22 protein-coding genes and 1 tRNA gene are annotated in these 21,329 nt (G+C 62.3%); 9 read left to right on the top strand and 14 right to left on the bottom strand.

From position 1 onward, the window contains the following. Positions 1 to 235 precede the first annotated feature (235 nt). The 4 genes from VFV96_01050 to VFV96_01035 all read left to right on the top strand — a co-directional run bounded on the left by VFV96_01050 (position 236) and on the right by VFV96_01035 (position 2,768). Entirely contained in the window at positions 236 to 931 is a 696-nt protein-coding gene (locus tag VFV96_01050; GenBank protein ID HEU5068982.1) for a pirin family protein, read from the top strand. A gap of 206 nt (positions 932 to 1,137) precedes the next feature. Next, positions 1,138 to 1,743 (top strand): NAD(P)H:quinone oxidoreductase, encoded by a 606-nt coding sequence (wrbA, locus tag VFV96_01045; GenBank protein HEU5068981.1) that lies wholly within the window; start codon positions 1,138 to 1,140, stop codon positions 1,741 to 1,743. Positions 1,744 to 1,762: 19 nt separating this feature from the next. Further along, a complete protein-coding gene (locus tag VFV96_01040) occupies positions 1,763 to 2,230 on the top strand; it encodes a DoxX family protein (GenBank protein ID HEU5068980.1) in 468 nt (155 codons plus the stop codon). Between the two features lie 19 nt (positions 2,231 to 2,249). Then, a complete protein-coding gene (locus VFV96_01035; protein ID HEU5068979.1) occupies positions 2,250 to 2,768 on the top strand; it encodes a VOC family protein in 519 nt (172 codons plus the stop codon). A gap of 4 nt (positions 2,769 to 2,772) precedes the next feature. On the opposite strand, the gene lnt is transcribed toward VFV96_01035, so the two are convergent. Continuing rightward, positions 2,773 to 4,431, bottom strand: coding sequence for an apolipoprotein N-acyltransferase (lnt, locus tag VFV96_01030; protein ID HEU5068978.1), 1,659 nt, complete (start codon positions 4,429 to 4,431; stop codon positions 2,773 to 2,775). A gap of 49 nt (positions 4,432 to 4,480) precedes the next feature. Beyond that, complete coding sequence (locus VFV96_01025; protein HEU5068977.1) at positions 4,481 to 5,218, bottom strand: lipoate--protein ligase family protein; 738 nt, start codon at positions 5,216 to 5,218, stop codon at positions 4,481 to 4,483. Between the two features lie 121 nt (positions 5,219 to 5,339). On the opposite strand from VFV96_01025, the gene aceE reads away from it, so the two are divergent. From aceE to lpdA, 3 genes are read left to right on the top strand one after another with little or no spacing between them, the layout of a single operon-like run. After that, entirely contained in the window at positions 5,340 to 8,030 is a 2,691-nt protein-coding gene (gene aceE, locus VFV96_01020; protein HEU5068976.1) for a pyruvate dehydrogenase (acetyl-transferring), homodimeric type, read from the top strand. A gap of 18 nt (positions 8,031 to 8,048) precedes the next feature. Then, positions 8,049 to 9,332, top strand: a complete 1,284-nt coding sequence (locus VFV96_01015) for a 2-oxo acid dehydrogenase subunit E2 (protein HEU5068975.1) — start codon at positions 8,049 to 8,051, stop codon at positions 9,330 to 9,332. 23 nt (positions 9,333 to 9,355) lie between these two features. Next, positions 9,356 to 10,783 carry a dihydrolipoyl dehydrogenase gene (gene lpdA, locus VFV96_01010; GenBank protein ID HEU5068974.1) on the top strand — a complete coding sequence of 476 codons (1,428 nt, stop codon included), beginning with the start codon at positions 9,356 to 9,358 and terminating at the stop codon, positions 10,781 to 10,783. Positions 10,784 to 10,882: 99 nt separating this feature from the next. Here lpdA and VFV96_01005 read toward each other — a convergent pair whose 3' ends face one another. Genes VFV96_01005 through VFV96_00990 form a run of 4 tightly spaced genes read right to left on the bottom strand, consistent with a single transcriptional unit; the run spans position 10,883 to position 14,790 of the window. Beyond that, entirely contained in the window at positions 10,883 to 12,172 is a 1,290-nt protein-coding gene (locus tag VFV96_01005) for a hypothetical protein (GenBank protein HEU5068973.1), read from the bottom strand. Continuing rightward, entirely contained in the window at positions 12,169 to 13,263 is a 1,095-nt protein-coding gene (locus VFV96_01000) for an HlyD family efflux transporter periplasmic adaptor subunit (GenBank protein HEU5068972.1), read from the bottom strand. The genes VFV96_01005 and VFV96_01000 overlap by 4 nt, the downstream gene beginning before the upstream one ends. Continuing rightward, positions 13,260 to 13,946, bottom strand: coding sequence for a DUF4956 domain-containing protein (locus tag VFV96_00995; GenBank protein HEU5068971.1), 687 nt, complete (start codon positions 13,944 to 13,946; stop codon positions 13,260 to 13,262). Before VFV96_00995 ends, VFV96_01000 begins: the two co-directional genes overlap by 4 nt. A gap of 1 nt (position 13,947) precedes the next feature. Continuing rightward, the gene (locus VFV96_00990; protein ID HEU5068970.1) at positions 13,948 to 14,790 is read right to left on the bottom strand and encodes a polyphosphate polymerase domain-containing protein; all 843 of its coding nucleotides are present in this window, start codon (positions 14,788 to 14,790) and stop codon (positions 13,948 to 13,950) included. Positions 14,791 to 15,170: 380 nt separating this feature from the next. On the opposite strand from VFV96_00990, the gene VFV96_00985 reads away from it, so the two are divergent. Beyond that, positions 15,171 to 15,248, top strand: a tRNA-Pro gene (locus tag VFV96_00985). Between the two features lie 152 nt (positions 15,249 to 15,400). Then, positions 15,401 to 15,664 carry a hypothetical protein gene (locus VFV96_00980; GenBank protein HEU5068969.1) on the top strand — a complete coding sequence of 88 codons (264 nt, stop codon included), beginning with the start codon at positions 15,401 to 15,403 and terminating at the stop codon, positions 15,662 to 15,664. 14 nt (positions 15,665 to 15,678) lie between these two features. Here VFV96_00980 and VFV96_00975 read toward each other — a convergent pair whose 3' ends face one another. The 8 genes from VFV96_00975 to dnaX all read right to left on the bottom strand — a co-directional run bounded on the left by VFV96_00975 (position 15,679) and on the right by dnaX (position 21,275). Further along, on the bottom strand, positions 15,679 to 16,569 hold the full coding sequence (locus VFV96_00975; GenBank protein ID HEU5068968.1) for a rhomboid family intramembrane serine protease: 891 nt from the start codon (positions 16,567 to 16,569) through the stop codon (positions 15,679 to 15,681). A 22-nt stretch (positions 16,570 to 16,591) separates the two neighbouring features. Then, positions 16,592 to 17,200: an HAD family phosphatase gene (locus VFV96_00970; GenBank protein HEU5068967.1), complete on the bottom strand. Its 609-nt coding sequence runs from the start codon at positions 17,198 to 17,200 to the stop codon at positions 16,592 to 16,594. Position 17,201: 1 nt separating this feature from the next. Then, on the bottom strand, positions 17,202 to 17,801 hold the full coding sequence (gene recR, locus VFV96_00965) for a recombination mediator RecR (GenBank protein HEU5068966.1): 600 nt from the start codon (positions 17,799 to 17,801) through the stop codon (positions 17,202 to 17,204). A 192-nt stretch (positions 17,802 to 17,993) separates the two neighbouring features. Next, complete coding sequence (locus VFV96_00960; protein HEU5068965.1) at positions 17,994 to 18,305, bottom strand: YbaB/EbfC family nucleoid-associated protein; 312 nt, start codon at positions 18,303 to 18,305, stop codon at positions 17,994 to 17,996. Between the two features lie 23 nt (positions 18,306 to 18,328). Further along, positions 18,329 to 18,616, bottom strand: a complete 288-nt coding sequence (locus VFV96_00955; GenBank protein ID HEU5068964.1) for a hypothetical protein — start codon at positions 18,614 to 18,616, stop codon at positions 18,329 to 18,331. Further along, positions 18,613 to 18,813 carry a hypothetical protein gene (locus VFV96_00950; protein HEU5068963.1) on the bottom strand — a complete coding sequence of 67 codons (201 nt, stop codon included), beginning with the start codon at positions 18,811 to 18,813 and terminating at the stop codon, positions 18,613 to 18,615. The genes VFV96_00955 and VFV96_00950 overlap by 4 nt, the downstream gene beginning before the upstream one ends. A gap of 235 nt (positions 18,814 to 19,048) precedes the next feature. Continuing rightward, positions 19,049 to 19,423, bottom strand: coding sequence for a hypothetical protein (locus VFV96_00945; GenBank protein HEU5068962.1), 375 nt, complete (start codon positions 19,421 to 19,423; stop codon positions 19,049 to 19,051). Positions 19,424 to 19,457: 34 nt separating this feature from the next. Then, positions 19,458 to 21,275 (bottom strand): DNA polymerase III subunit gamma/tau, encoded by a 1,818-nt coding sequence (gene dnaX / locus VFV96_00940; protein HEU5068961.1) that lies wholly within the window; start codon positions 21,273 to 21,275, stop codon positions 19,458 to 19,460. Between the last annotated feature and the right edge of the window lie 54 nt (positions 21,276 to 21,329).

Raw genomic sequence — 21,329 nt, 5'->3', positions numbered from 1 at the left:
GCCAACTCCAGCCGATTCTGCGAGCCACATTTCTGTCGCCCTTACAGGACTTGAAATCGTTTTTAACGATGAACCCAGGGCGTTGCCCTGGGCTATCATCTGCCGGGCTTGCAGCCCTTTGAATTTGGTTCCCCGTAGCTCTGGCGGCTTCTGCAATTAAGCATGTTCTTTGGTTATGCTGAGCCAAGAAACATGGTCTTTCTCAAGTTCACCGGAACTGTGGCACTGTGTCGCCATGATGAACATTCGAAAAGCCAACGAACGGGGCCACGCGAATCACGGGTGGCTGGACACCTACCACACCTTCAGCTTCGCGGATTATTATGATCCGCAGTGGATGGGCTACCGCAGCCTGCGCGTCATCAACGACGACCTCGTGATGCCGGGCATGGGCTTCGGCACGCATCCGCACCGCGACATGGAGATCATCACCTACATCCTGAGCGGCCAGTTGGAGCACAAGGATTCGATGGGCAATGGCCGCGTCATCCAGACCGGCGACGTGCAATACATGGCCGCCGGCACCGGGGTGCGGCACAGCGAATTCAACCCCTCAAGCGAAGAGGCCGTGCGCCTGCTGCAAATCTGGATTCAGCCCGACACGCAGGGCGTGAAGCCGCGTTATGCGGAAAAGTCGTTCGCCAAGGTCGCACCGGGCGCGCTGCATCTCGTGACGAGCAAGACGGGCCGCGATGGCTCCATCGCCATCCATCAGGACGCGGATCTCTGGCTTGCCAAGTTGAATGCGGGCCAGTCCGTGACGCACGAACTGGCGTCCGGCCGGCACGCCTGGGTGCACGTGGCCGAGGGGGAGGTGAAGCTGAATGGCCGGACGCTCAGCGGCGGCGACGCGGCCGCAGTCAGCGGTCAGGCAACGCTCGAAGTCAGCGGCACCAAACCCGCACAGGTGCTATTGTTTGACCTGAATTGAACCGGCCCCGCAGCGGTCGTTGAACGACGGCCGCTGCGGGCAGGTCCAAAGCCGGGGTGCATCCATGAATCCAACCAGCCCAATCAAACGCGACCGCAAAGTTGCTCTCGTGACCGGCGCGAGCCTGACCATTGATGGCGGATTTGCGGCCTGACGAACTACTTTTTCCGACTCCTCACAAATCAAAACTCCAACGAAATACTGTTATGACCAAAATCCTCGTTCTCTATTATTCCATGTATGGCCACATTGAAACCATGGCCGGCGCGATCGCCGAAGGCGCACGTTCGGTGGATGGCGTCGAAGTCACCGTCAAGCGCGTGCCGGAATTGATGTCCGCCGAGGCTGCGCAGCAATACGGCGCCAAGGTGGACCAGGCCGCGTCCGTGGCGTCACCGAAGGAACTTGGCGACTACGACGCCATCATTTTCGGCACGCCCACGCGCTTCGGCAACATGGCGGCGCAGATGCGCAACTTCCTCGACCAGACAGGCGGCCTGTGGGTGAAGGGCGCGTTGGTGGGCAAGGTGGGCAGCGTTTTCACCAGCACCGGGACGGGCGGCGGCAACGAAGCCACCATCCTCACGTTCATCCCCACCTTGCTGCACCACGGCATGATTTACGTCGGGCTGCCTTACGCCTGCCCGGATCTCGCCGACATCAGCGAACTCAAGGGCGGTTCGCCCTACGGCGCGGGCACCATCGCCGGTGCGGACGGCTCACGGCAGCCCAGCGCCAGGGAATTGTCCATGGCGCGTTATCAAGGCCGCCACGTGGCCGGCATCGCCGCGCAACTGAAGAAGCAATCCTGAACCCTTCACAAATTCTTTCATGAAAGCACTCCAACTCCTGTTCAAGCCGACCGACAGTTGCGCCCCCATCATTGCGCGGCTCGTGCTCGGCGGCGTCATGTTTCCGCACGGTGCCCAGAAGATGCTCGGCTGGTTCGGCGGCTATGGTTTCAGCGGCACAATGAACGCCTTCACCGGCTCGATGCACATTCCGGCCGTGTTTGCCTTCCTGGCCATCATGGCGGAATTCGCGGGCTCGTTGGCCCTGCTGCTCGGTCTGCTGAGCCGCGTCGCGGCCTTCGGCATTGGCACGGTGATGGTCGTGGCCATTCTGACCGTGCATGGCGCCAACGGGTTTTTCATGAACTGGTATGGGAACCAGAAGGGCGAAGGGTATGAGTATCACCTGCTGGCGCTCGGGCTGGCGGCGATTGTGTTGATCCACGGCGCCGGCAAAATGTCGCTCGACGCGCTCATCACCCGGAAGCTCACGCAACGACCGGCCTGACGCGGCCCGGAGGCAAACCATGATTGCAAATACTTCAGCCATCGATCCGGCCGTGCGGGTTGGTCACGTGCACCTGAAAGTGGCGGACCTCGAACGCGCGCTCGGGTTCTGGCACGGCGTGCTCGGATTTGCCATCACGCAGCGCTTCGGGCGGCAGGCGGCCTTCTTGTCCGCCGGCGGTTACCATCATCACATCGGTCTGAACACGTGGGAAAGTGCCGGGGGCGCGCCGCCGCCGCCGGGCAGCACGGGATTGTATCACGTGGCCATTCTGTATCCGACGCGGGCGCAACTGGCGGACGCGCTGCGCCGTTTACAGGCGGCGGGCATCGCACTGGACGGCGCCGCCGATCACGGCGTGAGCGAAGCGCTCTACCTGCGCGATCCGGATGGCAATGGCGTGGAACTGTATCGGGACCGCCCGTCCGCACAGTGGCCGCGGACTGCCGCCGGTGAGCTGGCGATGTTCACCCGGCCGCTGGATCTGGCGGGACTGTTGCGGGAACCAGCCGGAACCGCCGAAGCCCGTCTGGCATGAGCCATCAACTTTTGCGCCGTCGCGTGAATTGACGGCGCAGCCAGGCCAGCGCGGTGAAGGCCACGCACGCCCAGCCGAACACATCGCCGTGCCGCTGATAGAACGTCGTCCGGTGGGGCGCCGGTTCGAGCGCCACGTTGAAGGTGGTGAAGCCCCGGCCGTAAACGGTGCCATGGCCATCCCGCAGCACGTTGCGCAGGCGGCCCTGCGGATCGACCCAGCAGCTCAGGCCGTTGTTGCAGGCCCGCACGAGCGGGACGCCGTTTTCCACCGCGCGAAAAACCGCGTTGGCCGCGTGCTGCCATTGCTCGGCGCCTTCGCCGAACCAGCCGTCGTTCGTCAGGTTGACCAGCAGGTCGGTTGCCTCCGTGACGTGGTCGCGCACGCCGTGCGGAAAAACGTCTTCAAAACAAATCAGCGGCGAGGCGGTGACGTCGAGGTCGCGCAGGGAAAATTGCGCGGGAGCGGTGCCGGCCTGGTAGCTGCCGGTGATGGGCGTCAGCCATTTGACGAATGGCAGCCAGCGGGCGAGCGGCACATATTCACCGAACATGACGAGGCGCCGCTTGTGGTAGGTGTCGGCCATCAATCCGCGCGGGCTCAGGAGCCAGGCGGCGTTGAAATACATCACGTCGTGATCGTTCACCGCACCCGGCCGGAGCTGCACGTCGTCCGCGCCGAAAATGAACCACACCCGGTGGGCGACGGCGACGTTGGTGATGGCGCGGTAGGTGTCCGGGTTGAGTTCGGGCACGGCGGCCTCGGGCCAGACCAGCAAATCGGTGTCGTTGCTCAGGGCGTTTTGCGTCAGTGCGAGCAGTTCGGCGAACCGCCGTTCATCCGCGCTGCTGTCCCAGATCATCGTCTGCGGAATGCTGGGTTGCACCACTGTCACGCGGACTTCGCGCGGCGGCGGCGGGACGTGGGTGATGTGGTAGTAGCCGGTGGCAAAAATGACCGCCACGGTGAGAAACGGGAGAAATACTTCACCCACCAGTGCCGAGCGGCTGGCCTGCGGTTGCAGCAACATCAAGCCGGCGCCCAGCAGGCTCACCGAGGTCCAGGCGACCAGAAAGGAAACGCCATAAACGCCCGTGGCGGCGCTGATTTGCAGCAGCGGCGTGAGTTGGAACTGGGAGACGCCCAAATAGCTCCAAGGAAAACCGCTGAGCAGCCGGGCACGCAGCATTTCCAACGCGACCCAGCTCATCGCGCACAAAATCGCCCAGCGCAACCGGGCCCGGCGCGGGGCGGCCTGAAAAACCTGCAACGCCTCGCGGACGCCGGCGTCGGGATGCCGGCGAACGGCGGCTTGCATGGCGGCCGTGGTGGGAAAACAACGCCAGCACAGCCAGACCCAGACGCCTTGAAACAATCCGAGGTAGCCGGCCAGTGCCGCCCAGCCGAGAATCGGAAAACCCGTCGCCGGAATCAGCAGCAGCCAGTAGAGCGACGCCAGCCAGAACGTAAGTCCGGCCACGTAGCCGAGGCGAAAGCTCTCCGCCCCTGAACGGCCAAGCGCCGCAGCGAGCATCACGCCGGGAGCAATCCACGCGAGCCCGGCGACGTTGGCATTGGGAAAGGCCAGCGCCAGCAAAGCGCCGCCCAAAATGGCCAGCGCGTAAGGGAAACCAGGTCGGCGATGTGCGGGTGTTTCGCTCAAGGCGCGGGCAGCTTGCCCGAAGGCCGGACAAATGCAAAGCGGCACGGCGTCAAATTCGCTCGTTCCACCCGGCGCACGAATACTTTTCCGCCACCAGCGCCTGAACGCGTTCGCGCCACGCCGGCCAGTCCGAATCCAGATCCAACGCCGCGTGCGCCGACCAGGCCTGCCGCAGGGCCGTCTTGACGTCGTCCGCCGTGGCCGCCAACGGCCGGAGAAAATCGCGATGAGAACGTGCGTGGCGATAATCAGGCTGGAGTGAGGGCAGGGGCAGCACCTGCTCGAGGAGGTCGATGTCCAACCCAAGCAGAATGGCCCCGTGGAAGAGCAGGTGCGTGCGCTTGCGCCGTTGGGCGTTGCCGGAAAACTTGAACCCTTGAATGGCGAGATCGGTGTGGCCCTGGACCTCGACCGGCTGCGCAACCAGCTGTCCCAGCGCGGCCGCGTTACGTTCCATGATGAAACGGTTCGCGCCGCTGATGGAGGCCAACGCGGCATTTACGTCAACCGGCAGCACCAGTGCGTAGTTCAAAACACCGGGGCCCTGCACTACGGTGCCGCCACCGCTGCACCGTCGCAACACCGGCACCCGCAGGCGCCCGCAGGCGGCGCGGTTCGATTCGGTGGCGATGCGGTTGGCATAACCCAGCACAACGAACGGTTGTGGGGATTCCCAGAAGCGCAGGCAGGGACCCAAGGTTGCCGCCTCGGCGGCGTCGAGCAACGCTTCATCGAGGGCCAGGTTTTCCGCCGGAGAAGCCAGCGAAACGTCAAGCCACTTCATCATTGGCGCGGAACTATTCAAATTGACTGGTTCACCTTGTGTCTTAACTTAATGGCCTCGCGCCTTGGCGGAGCAAGCCACGATCCCATACGCTGCCTCACGTCGGTTGGCGCTTTTGACTAACATGGTGAAACCGGATAACAAAGACCAAAAGGCTTCTGCAGCGGCTCAAAACACGGCCGGCAAATGGTTTGACGCCGTGGCGTCACTGCTGGAACTCGCCGCGCAAACGGAAGGCCCGGAAAAAACGGCCCGGCTTGCGGGCGGTCTGCTGGAACGCCTGCGCAGCCAGGGCATCGATGCCCCCAAGCCGGTCAGCACGCCCTACATCAACACCATTCCGGTGGACCAGCAGCCCGAGTTCCCGGGCGACATCGAAATGGAGCGGGCCATCAAATCCCACATTCGGTGGAACGCCATGGCGATGGTTGTGCGCGCCAACCACGCCACGAACGTGGGGGGGCACATTTCCAGTTTTGCCTCGTCCGCGTCGCTTTACGAAGTCGCCTTCAACCATTTCTTTCGCGGCCCGACGGACACGTTCGCCGGTGACCAGATTTATTTCCAGGGCCACGCCGCGCCGGGCGTCTATGCGCGGGCCTTTCTCGAAGGGCGGCTGGACGAAAAGAAGCTCGACAATTTCCGGCAGGAACTGGCCGAAGGCGGCGGGCTTTCCAGCTATCCGCATCCTTACCTGATGCCGGATTTCTGGCAGTTCCCCACCGTCTCCATGGGGCTGGGGCCGATTTCATCCATTTATCAGGCGCGGTTCAACCGTTACCTCAAGGCCCGTGGTTTCATGGCGGGCGACGAGCCCAAGGTCTGGGCGTTTGTGGGTGACGGCGAGTCGGACGAGCCGGAAACGTTGGGCGCCCTCACGCTCGCGTCGCGCGAGCACCTCGACAACCTCGTCTGGGTGGTGAACTGCAATCTGCAGCGCCTTGACGGTCCGGTGCGCGGCAACGGCAAAATCATTCAGGAGCTTGAGGCCGCGTTTCGCGGCGCAGGCTGGAACGTCATCAAGGTCATCTGGGGCAGCGACTGGGACGAGTTGCTGGCGGCAGATGCGAGCGGCCTGCTCGTCAAGCGCATGGGCGAAGTCGTGGACGGTGATTATCAGAAATACACCGTCGAGCCCGGCAGCTACACGCGCAAACACTTCTTCGGCAAATATCCCGAGCTGCTCAACCTGGTAAATCACCTGACCGACGACCAGATCCGGAAATTATTGCGTGGCGGCCATGACGTGAAAAAGGTCTATGCCGCCTACAAGGCTGCGATGGACCACAGGGGGACGCCCACTGTGATTCTTGCGAAGACCGTCAAGGGCTACGGCCTTGGTGAAGCGGGTGAAGGCAAAAACATTTCACACCAGCAAAAAAAGCTGAACGAAAAGGAGCTTCGCGAATTTCGTGCGCGGTTCGAGGTGCCCATCAGCGACGACGAAATCGCCGAAATGCCGTTTTACCGCCCGCCCGCCGACAGCGAAGAGACCAAATACCTGCTCAAGCGGCGCAAGGCATTGGGCGGCTTTTTGCCGCAACGCCGCCTGGTTGCGCCGCCGCTGGATGTGCCCAAGGTCGATTACCTCGGCGAAATGCTCAAAGGTTCGGGCAAGCTGGAAGCCTCAACCACCATGGCCTTTGTCCGGCTGCTGAGCCTGCTGCTCAAGCACAAGGAAATTGGCCGTCGCATCGTGCCGATCATTCCCGACGAGGCGCGCACGTTCGGGCTCGACGCGCTCTTCCGCGAAATCGGCATCTACGCGCACAAGGGCCAGCTTTACGAGCCGGTGGATCGGAAGTCCTTGCTCTATTACATGGAGAAAAAGGACGGCCAGATTCTTGAAGAAGGCATCACCGAAGCGGGTTCGATGGCTTCCTTCGTGGCGGCCGGCACGGCCTACGCCAGCCACGGCGTCCACATGCTGCCGTTTTACATTTATTACTCGATGTTTGGTCTGCAGCGCGTGGGCGATCAGTTCTGGCTCGCCGGCGACATCAAGGCCAAGGGTTTCCTGCTCGGCGCCACCGCCGGCCGGACAACGTTGAACGGCGAAGGGCTTCAGCATCAGGACGGCCACAGCTTGCTGCATGCGAGCACGATTCCGACGTTGCTCGCTTACGATCCGTCGTTCGCCTACGAGCTGGCGGTGATCATCGCCGACGGCATGAAGCGGATGTATCACGACGGCGAGGACATCTTTTATTACCTCTCGCTCTACAACGAAAACTACGCGATGCCGGCGATGCCCGAGGGCGCCGAGGAAGGCATTTTGCGCGGACTTTACAAGTTCAAGGCCGGGCCGGAAGGATTGAAACACAAGGCGCAGATTTTCGGCAGCGGGCCCATCATTCATTCGGCGTTGAAGGCCCAGCACATTCTCGCGGACAAGTATGGCGTCAGTGCGGACGTGTGGAGCGCGACCAGTTACAAGCGGCTTCGCAACGAAGCCCTGCTGGCTCGGCGATGGAACATGTTCCACCCAACTGAAACCCCGCGGCAATCCTATCTGGAAGCGACGCTCGCAAAGGAAAAGGGCCCGTTCGTCGCCGTCTCGGACAACCTCAAGACGGTGGCGGATCAAATTGCGCCGTGGGTGCCGGGTGGGTTGACGACCCTGGGCACAGACGGCTTTGGCCGCAGCGACGTGCGCGCGCGGCTGCGCCGTTTCTTCGAGGTGGATGCCGAATGCACGGTCGTCGCCACGCTTTACGCCCTGGCGCAACGCGGCGATGTGCCCGCCAAACTCGTCGGCCAGGCCATCAAAGATCTTGGCGTGGATCCGGACAAGGCGTTCCCGCAAATCGTTTAATTCCCGAAGCAAAGCACTATGGATTTCAAACTCCCTAAACTTGGTGAAGGCGCCGACAGCGGCGTGGTGGTCAACCTCTTCGTGAAGGAGGGGGACACCGTGACCAAGGACCAGTCCGTTCTCGAACTCGAAAGCGAAAAGGCCGTCGCCACCGTGCCTTCCACGGTCGCCGGCATGGTGACAAAAATTTACGTCAAACCGGGCGACAAGATTTCCGTGGGAGCCCGGATCTTTTCCGTAGGCGATGCCAGCGGGACCGCCGCGACACCGGCCTCCCCATCGGTTGCCGTGACGGCGACACCGGTGGCACCCGTGGCCCCGGCGCCGACCACTCCCGCAGCCGGCGCACCCATGGCCTTCGCGGCTCCCACTCCCGGCGGGCCGCCGCCTGCGGCGGCTCCGTCCATTCGGAAGCTGGCGGCCGACCTGGGCATTGATTTGACCCGCGTGCGGGGCGCGGGACGCGGGGGGCGCATCGAACTTGAAGATCTGCGCAACTTTATTGCCTACCTGCAACAACTGGCCTTTGCGCCGAGGGCAGGGGAACCGGCGGTGGCCGCGCCCAAGCCGCCGATGGAGCAAATCGATTTCTCCAAGTGGGGGCCAGTGTTGAAGAAACCCGTGACGCCCCTGCGCAAGACGATTGCCCGGCGCATGGCAGAAAACTGGAACGTCATTCCGCACGTGACGCAGTTCGACGAGGCCGACATCACGGGCCTGCTTGAGTTGCGCAAGAAATACGTCAAGGCCTACGAGGCCAAGGGCGCGAAACTGACTGTCACATCCATCCTCCTGAAGGCCGTGGCAGACACGTTGCGCAAACACCCGATTTTCAACAGCAGCCTTGACGAGGTGACCGACGAAATCGTCCTCAAGGAATACATTCACATCGGCATTGCGGTGGATACCGAAGCCGGGCTGATCGTTCCCGTCATTCGCGACGCCAACAAGAAGAGCATTTTCGAACTGTCGAAGGAGCTCGAAGAGGTCGGGCGGAAAGCGCGCGAACGCAAGGTTTCCGGCGACGAACTGAAAGGCGGCTCGTTCACCATCTCCAACCAGGGCGCGATCGGCGGCGGTCATTTCACGCCGATTGTCAACAAGCCGGAGGTGGCCATTCTGGGCTTGGGCAAGGGCAGCCTGAAGGCCGTGGTGCGCGACGGCAAGATCGAAAGCCGCATGCTGCTGCCCCTTTCGGTCAGCTACGATCACCGCGTCATTGACGGTGGCAACGCCGCGCGGTTTACCGTGGACCTGGTCAATGCAATTCAGGCCATCGGCGATGCCGACGTAAAACTTTAAGGGCAGCACTAAGGAAATTTTTCATGGAACCCATCAACACTGAAGTCGTAGTCATTGGTGCCGGCCCGGGCGGCTATGCGGCGGCGTTTTACGCCGCGGACATGGGCAAGCAGGTTGTGCTCGTCGAGCGCGAGAAACGCCTCGGCGGCGTCTGTCTGAATCGCGGCTGCATTCCCTCCAAGGCACTCCTGCACGCGACCCATCAAATTGCCTCGGCCGAGGAGGGCGCGCACCGCGGCATCACCTTTGCCAGGCCAACGGTGGACCTCGACAAGCTGCGGGCGTGGAAGGAATCCATTCTCACCAAGCTCGGGGGTGGCGTGGCACAACTGGCCAAGATGCGCAAGGTGCAGGTCGTCACCGGCCGCGGGTATTTTGAAGATTCCAACACGCTGCGCGTGGAATCAGCCGAAGGGAATCAGTTCATCAAATTCCAGAAGGCCATCGTGGCGGTCGGTTCCAAGCCGGCCATGCCCCGCACCTTCGACCTCGGCAACCCGCGCATCATGACGTCCACCGAGGCGCTCGAAGTGGAGGACATCCCGGCGAAGCTGCTCGTCATTGGCGGCGGCTACATCGGCATGGAACTCGGCACGGTTTACGCCCGCCTGGGAAGCGAAGTCGTCGTCGCCGAGGCGCTGGAAAATGTGCTGGCGGGCGCGGATCAAGACCTGGCGCGGCCCGTGGTCATGGCCGCCAAAAAGGCGTTCAAGGAAATCCGCACCAAGGCCAAGGTGCTCAGCATGGCCACCGCCGGAAAGCAGATCAAAGTGGTCATGGAACACGAGGGCCAGCAGTTCACCGAGTTGTATGACCGCGTGTTGGTGTCCGTCGGACGCAGCGCCGCGGGCGAAGATCTGGGACTCGAAAACACCAAGGTCGTGCGGGATGACCGGGGGTTTGTCGAGGTCAATTCCCATCAGCAAACGGCCGATCCCAGCATTTATGCCATCGGGGACATTGCCGGCGGCATCATGCTCGCGCACAAGGCGCACAAGGAAGCGCGCATCGCCGTTGAAAACATCTGCGGCGAACACTCCGCCTTCGAGAAGATTGTCATTCCCGCTGTCGTGTTCACCGATCCCGAACTGGCCTGGGCCGGCCTGACGGAGGCCGAGGCCAAGGCGCAGGGCATCAAGGTCGAAGTGGCCAAGTTCCCGTGGGCGGCTTCCGGACGGGCCTTGTCCTTTGACCGGACCGATGGCCTCACCAAGCTGCTCATCGATCCCGAAACGGAACGCATCCTCGGCGCCGGCATCGTGGGACACAACGCGGGGGAATTGATTGCCGAAGCCACCGTGCTCATCGAAATGGGCGCCACGGCCAAGGATCTGGCGCTGACGGTGCACGCCCATCCGACGCTTTCCGAGACCTTGATGGAGGCGGCGGAAATCTTCTACGGCCACGCCACGCACGCCATCGCCAAACGCAAGGCGGCGGCGCACGCTTGATCGTGACTCACCCCTTGTCCGGTGGTGGCTATACCGCCATCATCGGAGTGCCAGTTTGAAGCAGGAATCAAGGATTGCACGTCGCCCCGAAACTGGCTGTCACGGATTCAGCCGCAGGAATTTGATGCGGCGGATGAAGCCGTAATCGCTTTCGCAGATGATGATGTTGCCGGCGTAATCCATCGTGACGCTGCGGCCTTCGCCGATGAAGGGCTGGTCCGGCGCGTAAAAAAATCCCCCGTCGCCGGCATGCACGAAAACGTTGCCGCCGAGGCCGTTCACCAGCAGGTGCGCCACGTTCGCCGCGTCCACATACCAGAGCTGTGCGCCGTCGTGGAGCAGCAGCAGATACCCTCCCGTCGGAACCGGCCAGACACCGCGCGCCCCGTAAAACGCGGTTGCAGTCGCCGGCGCGCCATCAGTGCCGGCACTGGTCGTGCCGTTGCCGGCAATGATGCTTGCCGCGCCGTCCGCGGTGACGCGGTAAACGTAATTCCCGCCACGATCCGCCACGATGAGGTCGCCTGACGGCAGCACGCAAAACGTGCCCAGTTCGTTGAAGCCATTGGCCAGGGTTTTCACGCCGTTGCCGGGAGTCCATTGGCGGATGCGGTCCTTGTTGCCGAAATAGGCCAGCGACTCGTCATCGCTGACCCACAGGCAACGACCACCGGCGAGCGCGGAATTGGTGTCGCTTTGCGCGAAGAAAAGCGTGCTCATGATGCCGTTGGTGTCCACGCGGCGCACCCGGGCGTTGTCAGTGTCGAGCACATAGACGGTGCCGTCCGCATGCGCCCAGAGGCCGTTGGGCGCATTCAGCTGCAAACTCGTTGCGGCTGCGGGGCCTTCACCATTGAAGCCGCCGACATGCGTGCCGGCGAACGTGTGAATCATCCCGTTCGTGTCCACGCGCAAAATCGAATGGCTGTTCTTGTCGGCGATGTAAAGGTTGCCGGCCCGGTCGGCCATCGCGTAATGCGGCCGCGACAGCGCGGCGTTTGTCGCCGGACCGCCTTCGAAGGAACTTTGCCAGTAGCTCGTGTTGTCAACGCGTCCGATACCCGTGCCCGCGATCGTTTCGAGCCGTCCGTAGGAATGAACCCAATTGGTGAAGCCCGGCGCCGTGGGGGAAACGTCCGCCTCGGCGACGCGGAAAAACTGGTTCGTCGCGTTCACCGGCACGGTGAGCTGACCGGTGGAGTTGGTGGAAAATACATTCTTCCACGGCGCCCATTGGCCGTCCGGTTGCGGGGCGGATTCGAGGGTGCTGACGCCAGGAACCGCCGCATTGGTCCACAGCAGGGCACCGGCGGAATTGAAGCTCACGATGCGCGGGGCGGCCGCGGCCACGACGGCAAAGGCGAGCAGGGAGACGACCGGTTTCATCATTTCGAGAGCAACGCGAGGTCCACCAGTTCGCCGGGACGGAGGTTCAAGTTTGCCGGCATGCTGATTTCCACGGGCAGCGCGAGGTCCGCGCCGGAATGGAGGGGCAATGCCAGCGGCAGCGGCGGGGGTTCCAGCTGCGTTCCCAGGGCGATCACCTGCGCGCGGGCGTCGGCGTGCCCGCCATTGCGGGTCCGCACCAGCACCTTCATGCCGACCTTGGCGAGGTCGAGATTGGGCGGGCGCAAATAGCCGATGATCCGCGCGGGCTTCTCCGAGGCGATGGCCAGCACCGGTTCGCCGGCGACAACGGATTCGCCCGAACGATGCAGGACGGCGGTGACCATGCCGTCCATCGGCGCACGCAGCAAGACGGGTTCAAGCTCGGCCTCGGCGAATTTCAACCGGGCTTCCTGCGCGGCAATGGCCGCGCGCATCGGGTCGTCGGTCAGGCGCTGGAGCTGGTTCGTGCCGACAGGCTGCATGTTGGCAAAGCTGGCCTCCGACTCCGTGACCAGTTGTTCCAGTTCCGCCACCTGTTTCTGCAGGGCGTCACGACTGGCCTGGGCGGTGTCCCTTTCGCTTTCGGAAATCAATTTGTTGCGGAACAGTTCGTCGGCGCGGCGGAATTCCGCCTCGGCCAGTTGCAGGTTCACCCGCGCGCCGGCGAGCTCGGCACGTTCGCGCATCCAGTTCAGGCGCAGTTCCGCGTAATTGACGGCGTTGCGCTGTTGTTCGATGAGCGGCGAAAGGCTGGCCTTCAAATTATCCAGGTCGGCACGGACGACGGCCAGTGACGCGGCGACGGTTTTGGGGTCCGCCACCAGCACCTCGCCGAGCAGATCTCCAGCGCGGACCTTTTGAAAGCGCGTCACGTGGAGCATCGCCACCGTGCCGGGCTTGTAGGAGGACAGATTGGCCAGCTCCGGTTCGGCCTGGCCGGTGAACTGCGGCGCGGAAATCCGTTCGTGCCAGAGCACGGCGATGACGGCGATGCACGCGACGATGATCAGTCCGGGCAGATAACGCAGGCGCAGTTCTTGCAGGCGCTGTGGCAACGGCGTGGGAATCGGCGGCAGGGCGGCCGGCTTCATACTTCAGACTCCTCGCCGGATTGCAGCGCCGTAACGTGAGACACGCCTGCCAGCGCGCGGATTTCGGAAACCAGTTCATGGCTGCGCGCCGGGTCGCGCAGCAACAGACGGTAGGACAAATCCACGCCGCTGTCGTCCTCGCGGGAGCGCTGGCTGGCGCAGAAGGTCCGCCGCGCGTGGCGTTCCAGCAGGAGCCGGAGTTCACCCAGTTCGCTGGCCGGGCGCAGCCACTGGACGTTCAAAATCAAATCGTAGCGGTGCCGGGTGCCGAAACGGCTGACGTGAAAATACAGCATGATCGCCACCGTGGCGGCGCAGCCACAAATGGCCGAGCTGAATTTCAGCGTGCCACAGGCCAGGCCGAGCACGATGACCGCGAGGACATACGAGGTGTCCAATGTGTCCCGCAACACGCTGCGGAAACGCACCATGGCGAAGATTGCCATCAGGCCGAAGGCCAGGACGAGGTTGTTCGACAGAATCATCATCACCAGCGCCACCAGCACGGGCATGAGGACCAGTGAATTCACGTAGGACCGCGAATACGACAGCCCACTGTGCGTGAGCATGTAAACCCAGGCCACGACGTGGCCGCAGACAAAGGCCAGCAGCAACCCGATGAGCATCAACTGCCAGTCGGTTGTAGCCGTGCCGTAATCGCCGCGGAGAAACCAGTTGTTCATGTCAAAATTCAGCGAGTGTCAATATTTCGGCGATGCTGGCTGGCCGGGCCGGTTTCGCGGCCGGCAGCGCCATGATCTTGGGGTGACGGAACTGTGCTTCACCCAGCAGCAGCACGGCCCCGGAATATTTGGCCGCGGCGGATTGCATCAGGTTGAAACGCTGCACGAGCCCGTTGAACCAGTTTGGAAACCGGTCCGTAAATTTCAGCTCGAGAATCACCGTGGGCGCATAAATCAGCGTCGGGTCGCGCATCGACACCGCCGCCGAGAAATCCGCGTGCGGCTCCACGCGCACCTGGCGGTCCAGGGTGACGCGCACGGAGTTGTCATGCGGACTGACCCACGCCTCGCGCCGGTAGGAATTGTGCAGCTTGGGACTGGCGTTGAGGCTGTGCATCCGCAGAAGAAACTGCTCCAGCGCGGCAAAGTGTCGTGGCTCCGTGGTGACGAATTGTTCCGGCATCGGCCATCGGCCATTTAGCAGCGGCACGACGGCATCACGCCGGACGCCGCAGCGGCGCTTGAGAATGCAGTTGTCCACGCGGCCCTTGATTTCGAAGAACACCGGTGAAGCGGGCTGGTCATCGTAATAACGCAGCCGCAGTTTGTAGCGGTTTTTGGTGCCGTTGATCGTCTGGTGATGCGTGTCCAGGTCGTCTGAATCCAGATACACACTGTGGACCGGATAGGCGAAATCGGACTGCCCAACGCCATACTCATCAAGCTCGAGATAGGCGCTGACAAAATCCCGGATGCCGCCGATGAGCGACGCTTCGACGAGATATTTCAGCTCAAAGCGCTGTTGTTGAAGGCGATGATCCTGCGGCATGAAAATTGTCACCATGTTGTAACAATCGGATTCCATTGCAACCCTATTCACAATAATCACTTGTGATGTCAGGGATGGCTTGAGATTAACTTCGGGTCGCAAACCGCGCTGCCAATGGCCTTCGTTCCGCTTCGCATTCAGCTCCGCAGCATCAGTAATCGCATCAACTGCCCGGGCGAATGCAGTCATCCGCGCAAGCCGGCCGGGTGAGAATCTTGGCTCGGCGAACGAATAGCCGACAAGCCGGTTGAATGTGTGTAGGCAGGCCGAAGCAATCAGCGCCGAGCACCTGCTGGCCGGCAAGTTTGGCGGGAACGCGAATTCAGGATTGTGTTCAAGCGTTTCTGAAATATGATTTGCGCCGCTCGACCGCCCGGTCGGGCATCATTTTCGGTCGGGGCGTAGCGTAGCCTGGCTAGCGCGCTTGCTTGGGGTGCAAGAGGTCGCGAGTTCAAATCTCGCCGCCCCGACCATTATCCCCTTCAAACACGGTTTCCGCTTGGGTGGTTTCTCATGCCCGGCTGACACGCCTCCTGATGACGGCTGGCACGCAACCTGCCTTCCTCCTTTCCAGATGCCGGCCGGGTATGGTGCCCGTCCGCGCATCGGCACAAACGAAGTCATTATGAAAAAATTGTCTGTCATGCTGCTCGGCCTCACCCTGTTAAGCGGAGCCGCCTTCGCCGGAAACGACAATGCCGCCGACCAAAAGTGGCTTTCCGTGGTTTCGAAGATGGTGCAAGAGGGGCACAATCAAATCTCGACGCCTTCGGAAACCCGCCTCGCGCTGGTGAAAAATTGGGCGGGCAGCAAGGGATTTGAGACACGCGTGCAGAAGGTGAATGACGGTTACGTCATCACGCTCACCAAAACGCTGGCGGCGAAGTAAAGCCGTCCGCCGCCTTATTGACGGCAAACAACCGCCAGCCACGGCCCTGCGGCCAGGCTGACAAGCATCAGCGTGGCCATCCAGCGGGCGCGCCGGGCGCGCACCCATTGCGGCCGCAGGTGAAACAGCGCCGCCAAGCCGATGCCGGTGACAAATCCGCCGGCATGGCCAAGCACGTCGGCACGCGGGTCCAGCCCCAGCAGCAGGAACAGCAGGATTGCTCCGCCGAGGCTGGCGCCAAAGCCGCGCCACATTCGAGCGGACGACGAATCGCTGGCGTGCGGGGAAGTGGCCAGCAAGCCGATGCAGCCCATGACGACCGTTGAGGCGCCCAGGCTGCGACTGTCGGGCTGGCAAAGCCAGTTGGCGGCATTGCCGCCAATGCCGGCCAGCAAGGCGGCGAGCATCCCAACCGCCGTGCCCCACCGGCCCATCACCAGTCCCAGCAGCACCAACCCGAGCGAAAGATTACCGGCCAGATGCGCCCAATCCGCGTGGAGCTCCGTGGCAGTCACCAACCGCCACCATTCGCCCTGCGTGACGGCGGTGCCATGCATCACGCCGGCTTGGGCGATGGCGGGATGCCTCTCCGTCAGCACGTGAATTCCAACCAGCGCGGCCACCCAGATCAGCGCGCTCCAGTCAAACACGATGCGCCCGGCCAGATACGTCTGCTGCCACGGGCGGGTGCGGTTTTCCCGTTCGTATTGGCGAATGGCCTGGGCGGCCCGGCCGACCTCGGCGGAAGCGACATGCAGTGTCCATTCACCGCGGTCATCCGGTGAGGCAATGGAGTGTGGAATGCCCTGGCTGGCAAGGACGAGGCTCCAATCCATCGCTTTTTGCCGCGAGGGCGTCGGCAGGCGGGTGAGGGGCGCGGCAAAGTTATGGTCCGCATCGGGCATGAGGCAACGTGGGGTCGCCGGCTCAACCAAGCAAGCCCAACGCCCGAACCGCGGCGATGGTTTTCCCAGGTTCCACTTGTTGCACGGCGTTCCAGCCGCGCGCCCGGCCGGCTTCGACGTTCTCCAGCCGGTCATCAATGTAAAGCAACTCGGCGCCGCGCCGGCCGGTCATGCGTTCGACAACCTCGTAGAGCGGCGCGTGCGGCTTCATGGCGCCGTGTTCATACGACAGCACGTAACCGTCAAACTGCGCAAAGAACGGGAAGTGCCTCCGGATGTGTGCCACGGCAAGTTCATTCGTGTTGGAGAAGATGAACGTCGGCACGCCGCGTCGCCGCAATTCCGCGTGCAACGCCGTCATGGCCGTTATTTCCGTGAAGATGTCCGCGAAAATTTCGCCAAACTCGGCGAAGGCTCCTTGAAAACCAACCATGCGGCCGGCCTCGGCAAAGAATTGCTCCGGGGAAACCGTGCCCAGTTCGAACTGCACGACAAGGGGCGAGTAATCAAACACCCGCAACAATTCCGCCGGCGCCATCGCGCAGCGCGGCGCCATGCGCCGCGCGGCGATGGCCCAGTCGAACTCCACCAGCACCTTGCCCAGATCGAAGACGACGGCTTTGGGTTTCATGTCAGGAAATCTCCCGGCGCCCTTCCAGCGCGCGGCTCAACGTCAGTTCGTCCGCAAACTCCAGCCCTGTGCCGGCGGGCAGACCGTGGGCGATGCGGGTGATTTTGAGGCCGGAACGTGCCAGTCGTTTCGCGAGGTAATAGCTTGTGGCGTCGCCTTCCACGTCGGTGCCGAGCGCGATGACGAGTTCCTTGATGGGCTCGGCCTGCAGGCGCGACTCCAGTTCAGCGATCCGCAAATCTTCCGGTTCCACGCCGTCGAGCGGGGAAATTTTACCGCCCAGCACGTGGAATTTCCCGTGAAACGTGCCGCCTTTCTCAATGCTCAAAATGTCCACCGGCCGCTCAACCACGCACAGCAGCGACGCATCGCGCCGGGGGCTGACGCAAATGTCGCAGGGCGAAACCTCCGTCAACGCGCCGCACGTGGTGCAGAGATGCACCTTCTCACGCGCGGCAAGGATGGCGTCGGCAAGCTGTTTCACCGTGCCGGTCTCGGTTTGCACGAGATGCAACGCAATGCGCTCCGCCGAACGCGGCCCGATGCCGGGCAGTTTGGCCAACGCGGCGGTCAACGCGGTGATGCTGGAAGGGAGAGGCACGTTCAGTTGAATGGTTGACGCTCGCCCTCACCCTGACCCTCTCCCCCGGGAGAGGGAACAGCCGGCGTGTGCCTGCTTTCTTTCCGCAAGCCACACCGCAAATCCAGCCGCAGGTTTTGCGCTGAGACGGCGAACGATTCACCCTCTCCTTGGGGAGAGGGCAGGGGTGAGGCAGGTCGTTCACTCACAAGTTCAGCCCAGTCCCGGCAGGCTGAAGCCCGCGGTTGCCTTGCCCATTTCGGCGTTGGAGATTTCCTTGGCCTGACTGAGCGCCTGGTTGATGGCGGAAAGCAGCATGTCCTCGAGCAACTGTGCGTCGCCCGGGTTCAACGCCTGCGGGTCCACCTTAATCGTGGCGAGCGTGCCGTCGCACTTCGCGGTGACCTTGACCGCGCCGCCGCCGGCGGATGCCTCTACCGTGCGTTTGGCGAGGTCCGCCTGAATTTGTTCCATCTGCTGCTGCATGCGCGCAGCCTGTTTCATGAGTTTGCCAATGCTGGACATAAATTCGTTAAGAAGTTGGACCGTTAAATCGTTGAAATGTTTTCCGATTGGGAGCGACCAACAAGCCGGTCGTATTCGCTGTGGTGACCGATCCAGAACCACACGATGTCATCGCCATCCTCGACGGCGACGGCACGGTAATGGATGCCCGCTGCTCGTGCGGACCAGAACCGACCAACCTTCTTGAAATGCAGCGAAGGATGGCGTGGGTCGCTCTTGAGGAGTTCGTAGGATTTGTCCGCCAGCTCCTGAATCTCCTTGGGCAGCGCATCACGGAACGTCCAAAACTTGGGTGTGGCGCGGTGCCTCACAGATTGGTGCAACGTCCTTCGCGCGAATCGCGAACGGCTTCGTCCGCGAGCGCGTCGAGGCGGCCAGCGGTCACGTCTTCCTCAAATTGCTTGTCCCACGCGGCAGCGTCAAAGCCGAGGAACCAATCGCGGAAGGTTTGCAAATCCCGGCGCGAGAGCTTCTGGACGGCGTTTTCAATTTCGGAAACCGTGCTCATGGCGGGAAGATACGCTGGCGAACGTTTGGGGCAAGTTTGGATGCGGCTGACGAACCGAAACTCATAGGCGAGACGCCCGCGCCACTACGGCGTGCGCTTGGCGAGGTCCGCCTGGATCTGTTCCATCGGCTGCTGCATGCGAGCAGCCTGTTTCATGAGTTTGCCGATGCTGGACATAGAGTTGAATGTTTGTGTTTTGGAAATTGTGTAATGCAATAGAAGCTTGAGGCAGAGGCTAAGTTGTTTGTTTAACGTCTTTCGAGTATCCGATACCAACGCCCAGCAGAAAAGCGCCGATAACCAGCAGAAGCACTGGGCCAAATACAGGAGGTGCAGTTCCATCGCGCGCTGGTTTGTTGTTCATGCTTGCAGTCATCACGATGTTGGAAACTTGCTCGGCAGAATACGTCGCTTGATCGGGAAAGGACCATCGAAAGGCGGACACCTCCCAAATAATATCCCGAACCTGATCGTGAGAATATGAAGCCTGAACAGGCAATTTCTGAATGCGCCTAGAGTAATTGGCGGCCTTGGGCAGAGACGCCGCAACTTGGGTAACAATCAACCACGCCAAAGCGATGGCGATGAATAAAGAGCCAGCTATGCGCATAGCATTCTAAATTGGTTCTGTGACATCCAACACTTCACGCCCGCACCTCAACAATCCGCCCCTTAAACACCTCCAGTGCCTTCTGAATGAGTGGGTCGTTCTTGAACTCGTCCTGATTGAACGGCACTGGCTCGCTCTTCGGCTTGGCGGGCGCGGATGGCGTGGCATCAGCCGATGCAGCTTTGGGCGCGGCCTTCGGTGCGGCGGCGGGGGGCGTGGGCGCAGGTGCAGGTGCGACGGGCCGCACGCGGTTGGCGGGGGCTTCGGCTTTGATGAACTTGAACTGCGCGCCGTGATGGCCGAGTTCGGCCAGCTTGGTTTGGAGCAGGGTGTGGTTCTTGGAATTGTCGATCAGCGAAATGTGGTCGGCAAACTCGGGATCGAAGCCGATGGTGAACACATTCTTTACGAACGAGACCGGATGCGCCTCCAGCAGATAGCTTTTGATAAAGGGGCTCGCGCGGCCGGCGGCATCCACGAGACTGGACCAGAGGCTTTCCAAATCGGCGGGTGCGGGGGCTGCGTGTGTTTCTGCGAGGCGAGCAGGCTCGGATACGACGGATGCGGCCGGCGAGACGGATGGGGGCGCGGGACTTTGTCCCGCAGCGCGTTCGCTGGCGGCAGCGGCTGGAGAAATCCGTGCGGCTTCGGGCTGGCTGCGTTGCTGCGGGTCGGAGACCCGCGCTCCAGCCGACGCGGCGTTGCCGCCGCCACTTTCGCGGAGCTGATTGAGTTGCTTGAGCACGGTGTCAATCGGCAGCGCGTTGCGGGCTTCGATGGCACGGAGCAAGGCGACTTCGAGAAGAATCTTCTTCGAGGTCGCGTCGCGCAGGCGCATTTCGGCGTCGGCCAGCACTTCCATGATGCGGCCAAGCCCCTCAGCCGAGGCAAGCGCGGATTGCTCCTGCAGCAGGCCGGCCTCGGCTTCCGATACTTCCAGCATGTTCAAGTCGCCCTTCGAGACGAGGTAGATAAGCAGGTTGCGGAAGTGGTTGAGCAGATCGGAAAGCAGGCGGCCCAGGTCCTTGCCGCCTTTGGCCAGTTCGTTCAATTGTCGCAGGGCGGCGTGAACGTCGCCGGCCAGGACGGCGCGTGAAAGTTCCAGCAATTGGGCCTGCGCCGTGAGACCGAACATCGAGAGCACGTCGGTCTCGACGATGGTGTTGCCGCAAAAGCTGATGAGCTGGTCGAGCGTGGATTCGGCATCGCGCATGCAGCCTTCCGCGCCGCGGGCAACGGCGTGCAGCGCCGGGGCGTCAATCGTCACGCCTTCGTTCCCCGCGATGAATTTGAGGTGCTTCACAATGAGCGGAATCGGAATGCGCCGCAGATCGAAGCGCTGGCAACGGCTCAGAATCGTGGGGAGAACCTTCTCGGGATCGGTCGTGGCGAAGAAGAACTTCACGTGCTCGGGCGGTTCTTCGAGCGTCTTGAGCAACGCATTGAACGCCGCGGTCGAGAGCATATGGACTTCGTCAATGATGTAGATCTTGAACTTCGACGAGGCGGGCGCGTATTTGACGGTGTCACGGAGCTCGCGCACCTGCTCGACGCCGTTGTTGCTCGCGCCGTCAATTTCCAGCACGTCAATCGAGCGGCCCTCGGCGATTTCGACGCACTTGGGGTCGTTGACGTCAAAGTCGGCATTCGGTCCGCCGGTGGCGTTCAGGGCCTTGGCGAAGATGCGGGCGACGGTGGTCTTGCCGGTGCCGCGCGGGCCGCAGAAGAGGTAGGCGTGCGCAATGCGGTTCTGCTTGATGGCGTTGGCGAGCGTGTCGGTGACGTGCTCCTGCCCGACGACATCGGCAAAGCGCTGCGGGCGGTATTTGCGGGCGATGACCTGATAGCTCATAGAAGTGCGGAGTGTGGAATGCGGAGCGCGGAACAAAAGCCAAATTTGCGAAGC

The organism is Verrucomicrobiia bacterium, assembly GCA_035765895.1.
Classification (GTDB): Bacteria; Verrucomicrobiota; Verrucomicrobiia; order Limisphaerales; family DSYF01; genus DSYF01.
The sequence above is the reverse complement of the archived record's forward strand: the minus strand, read 5'-3'. Positions and strand labels throughout refer to the sequence as shown.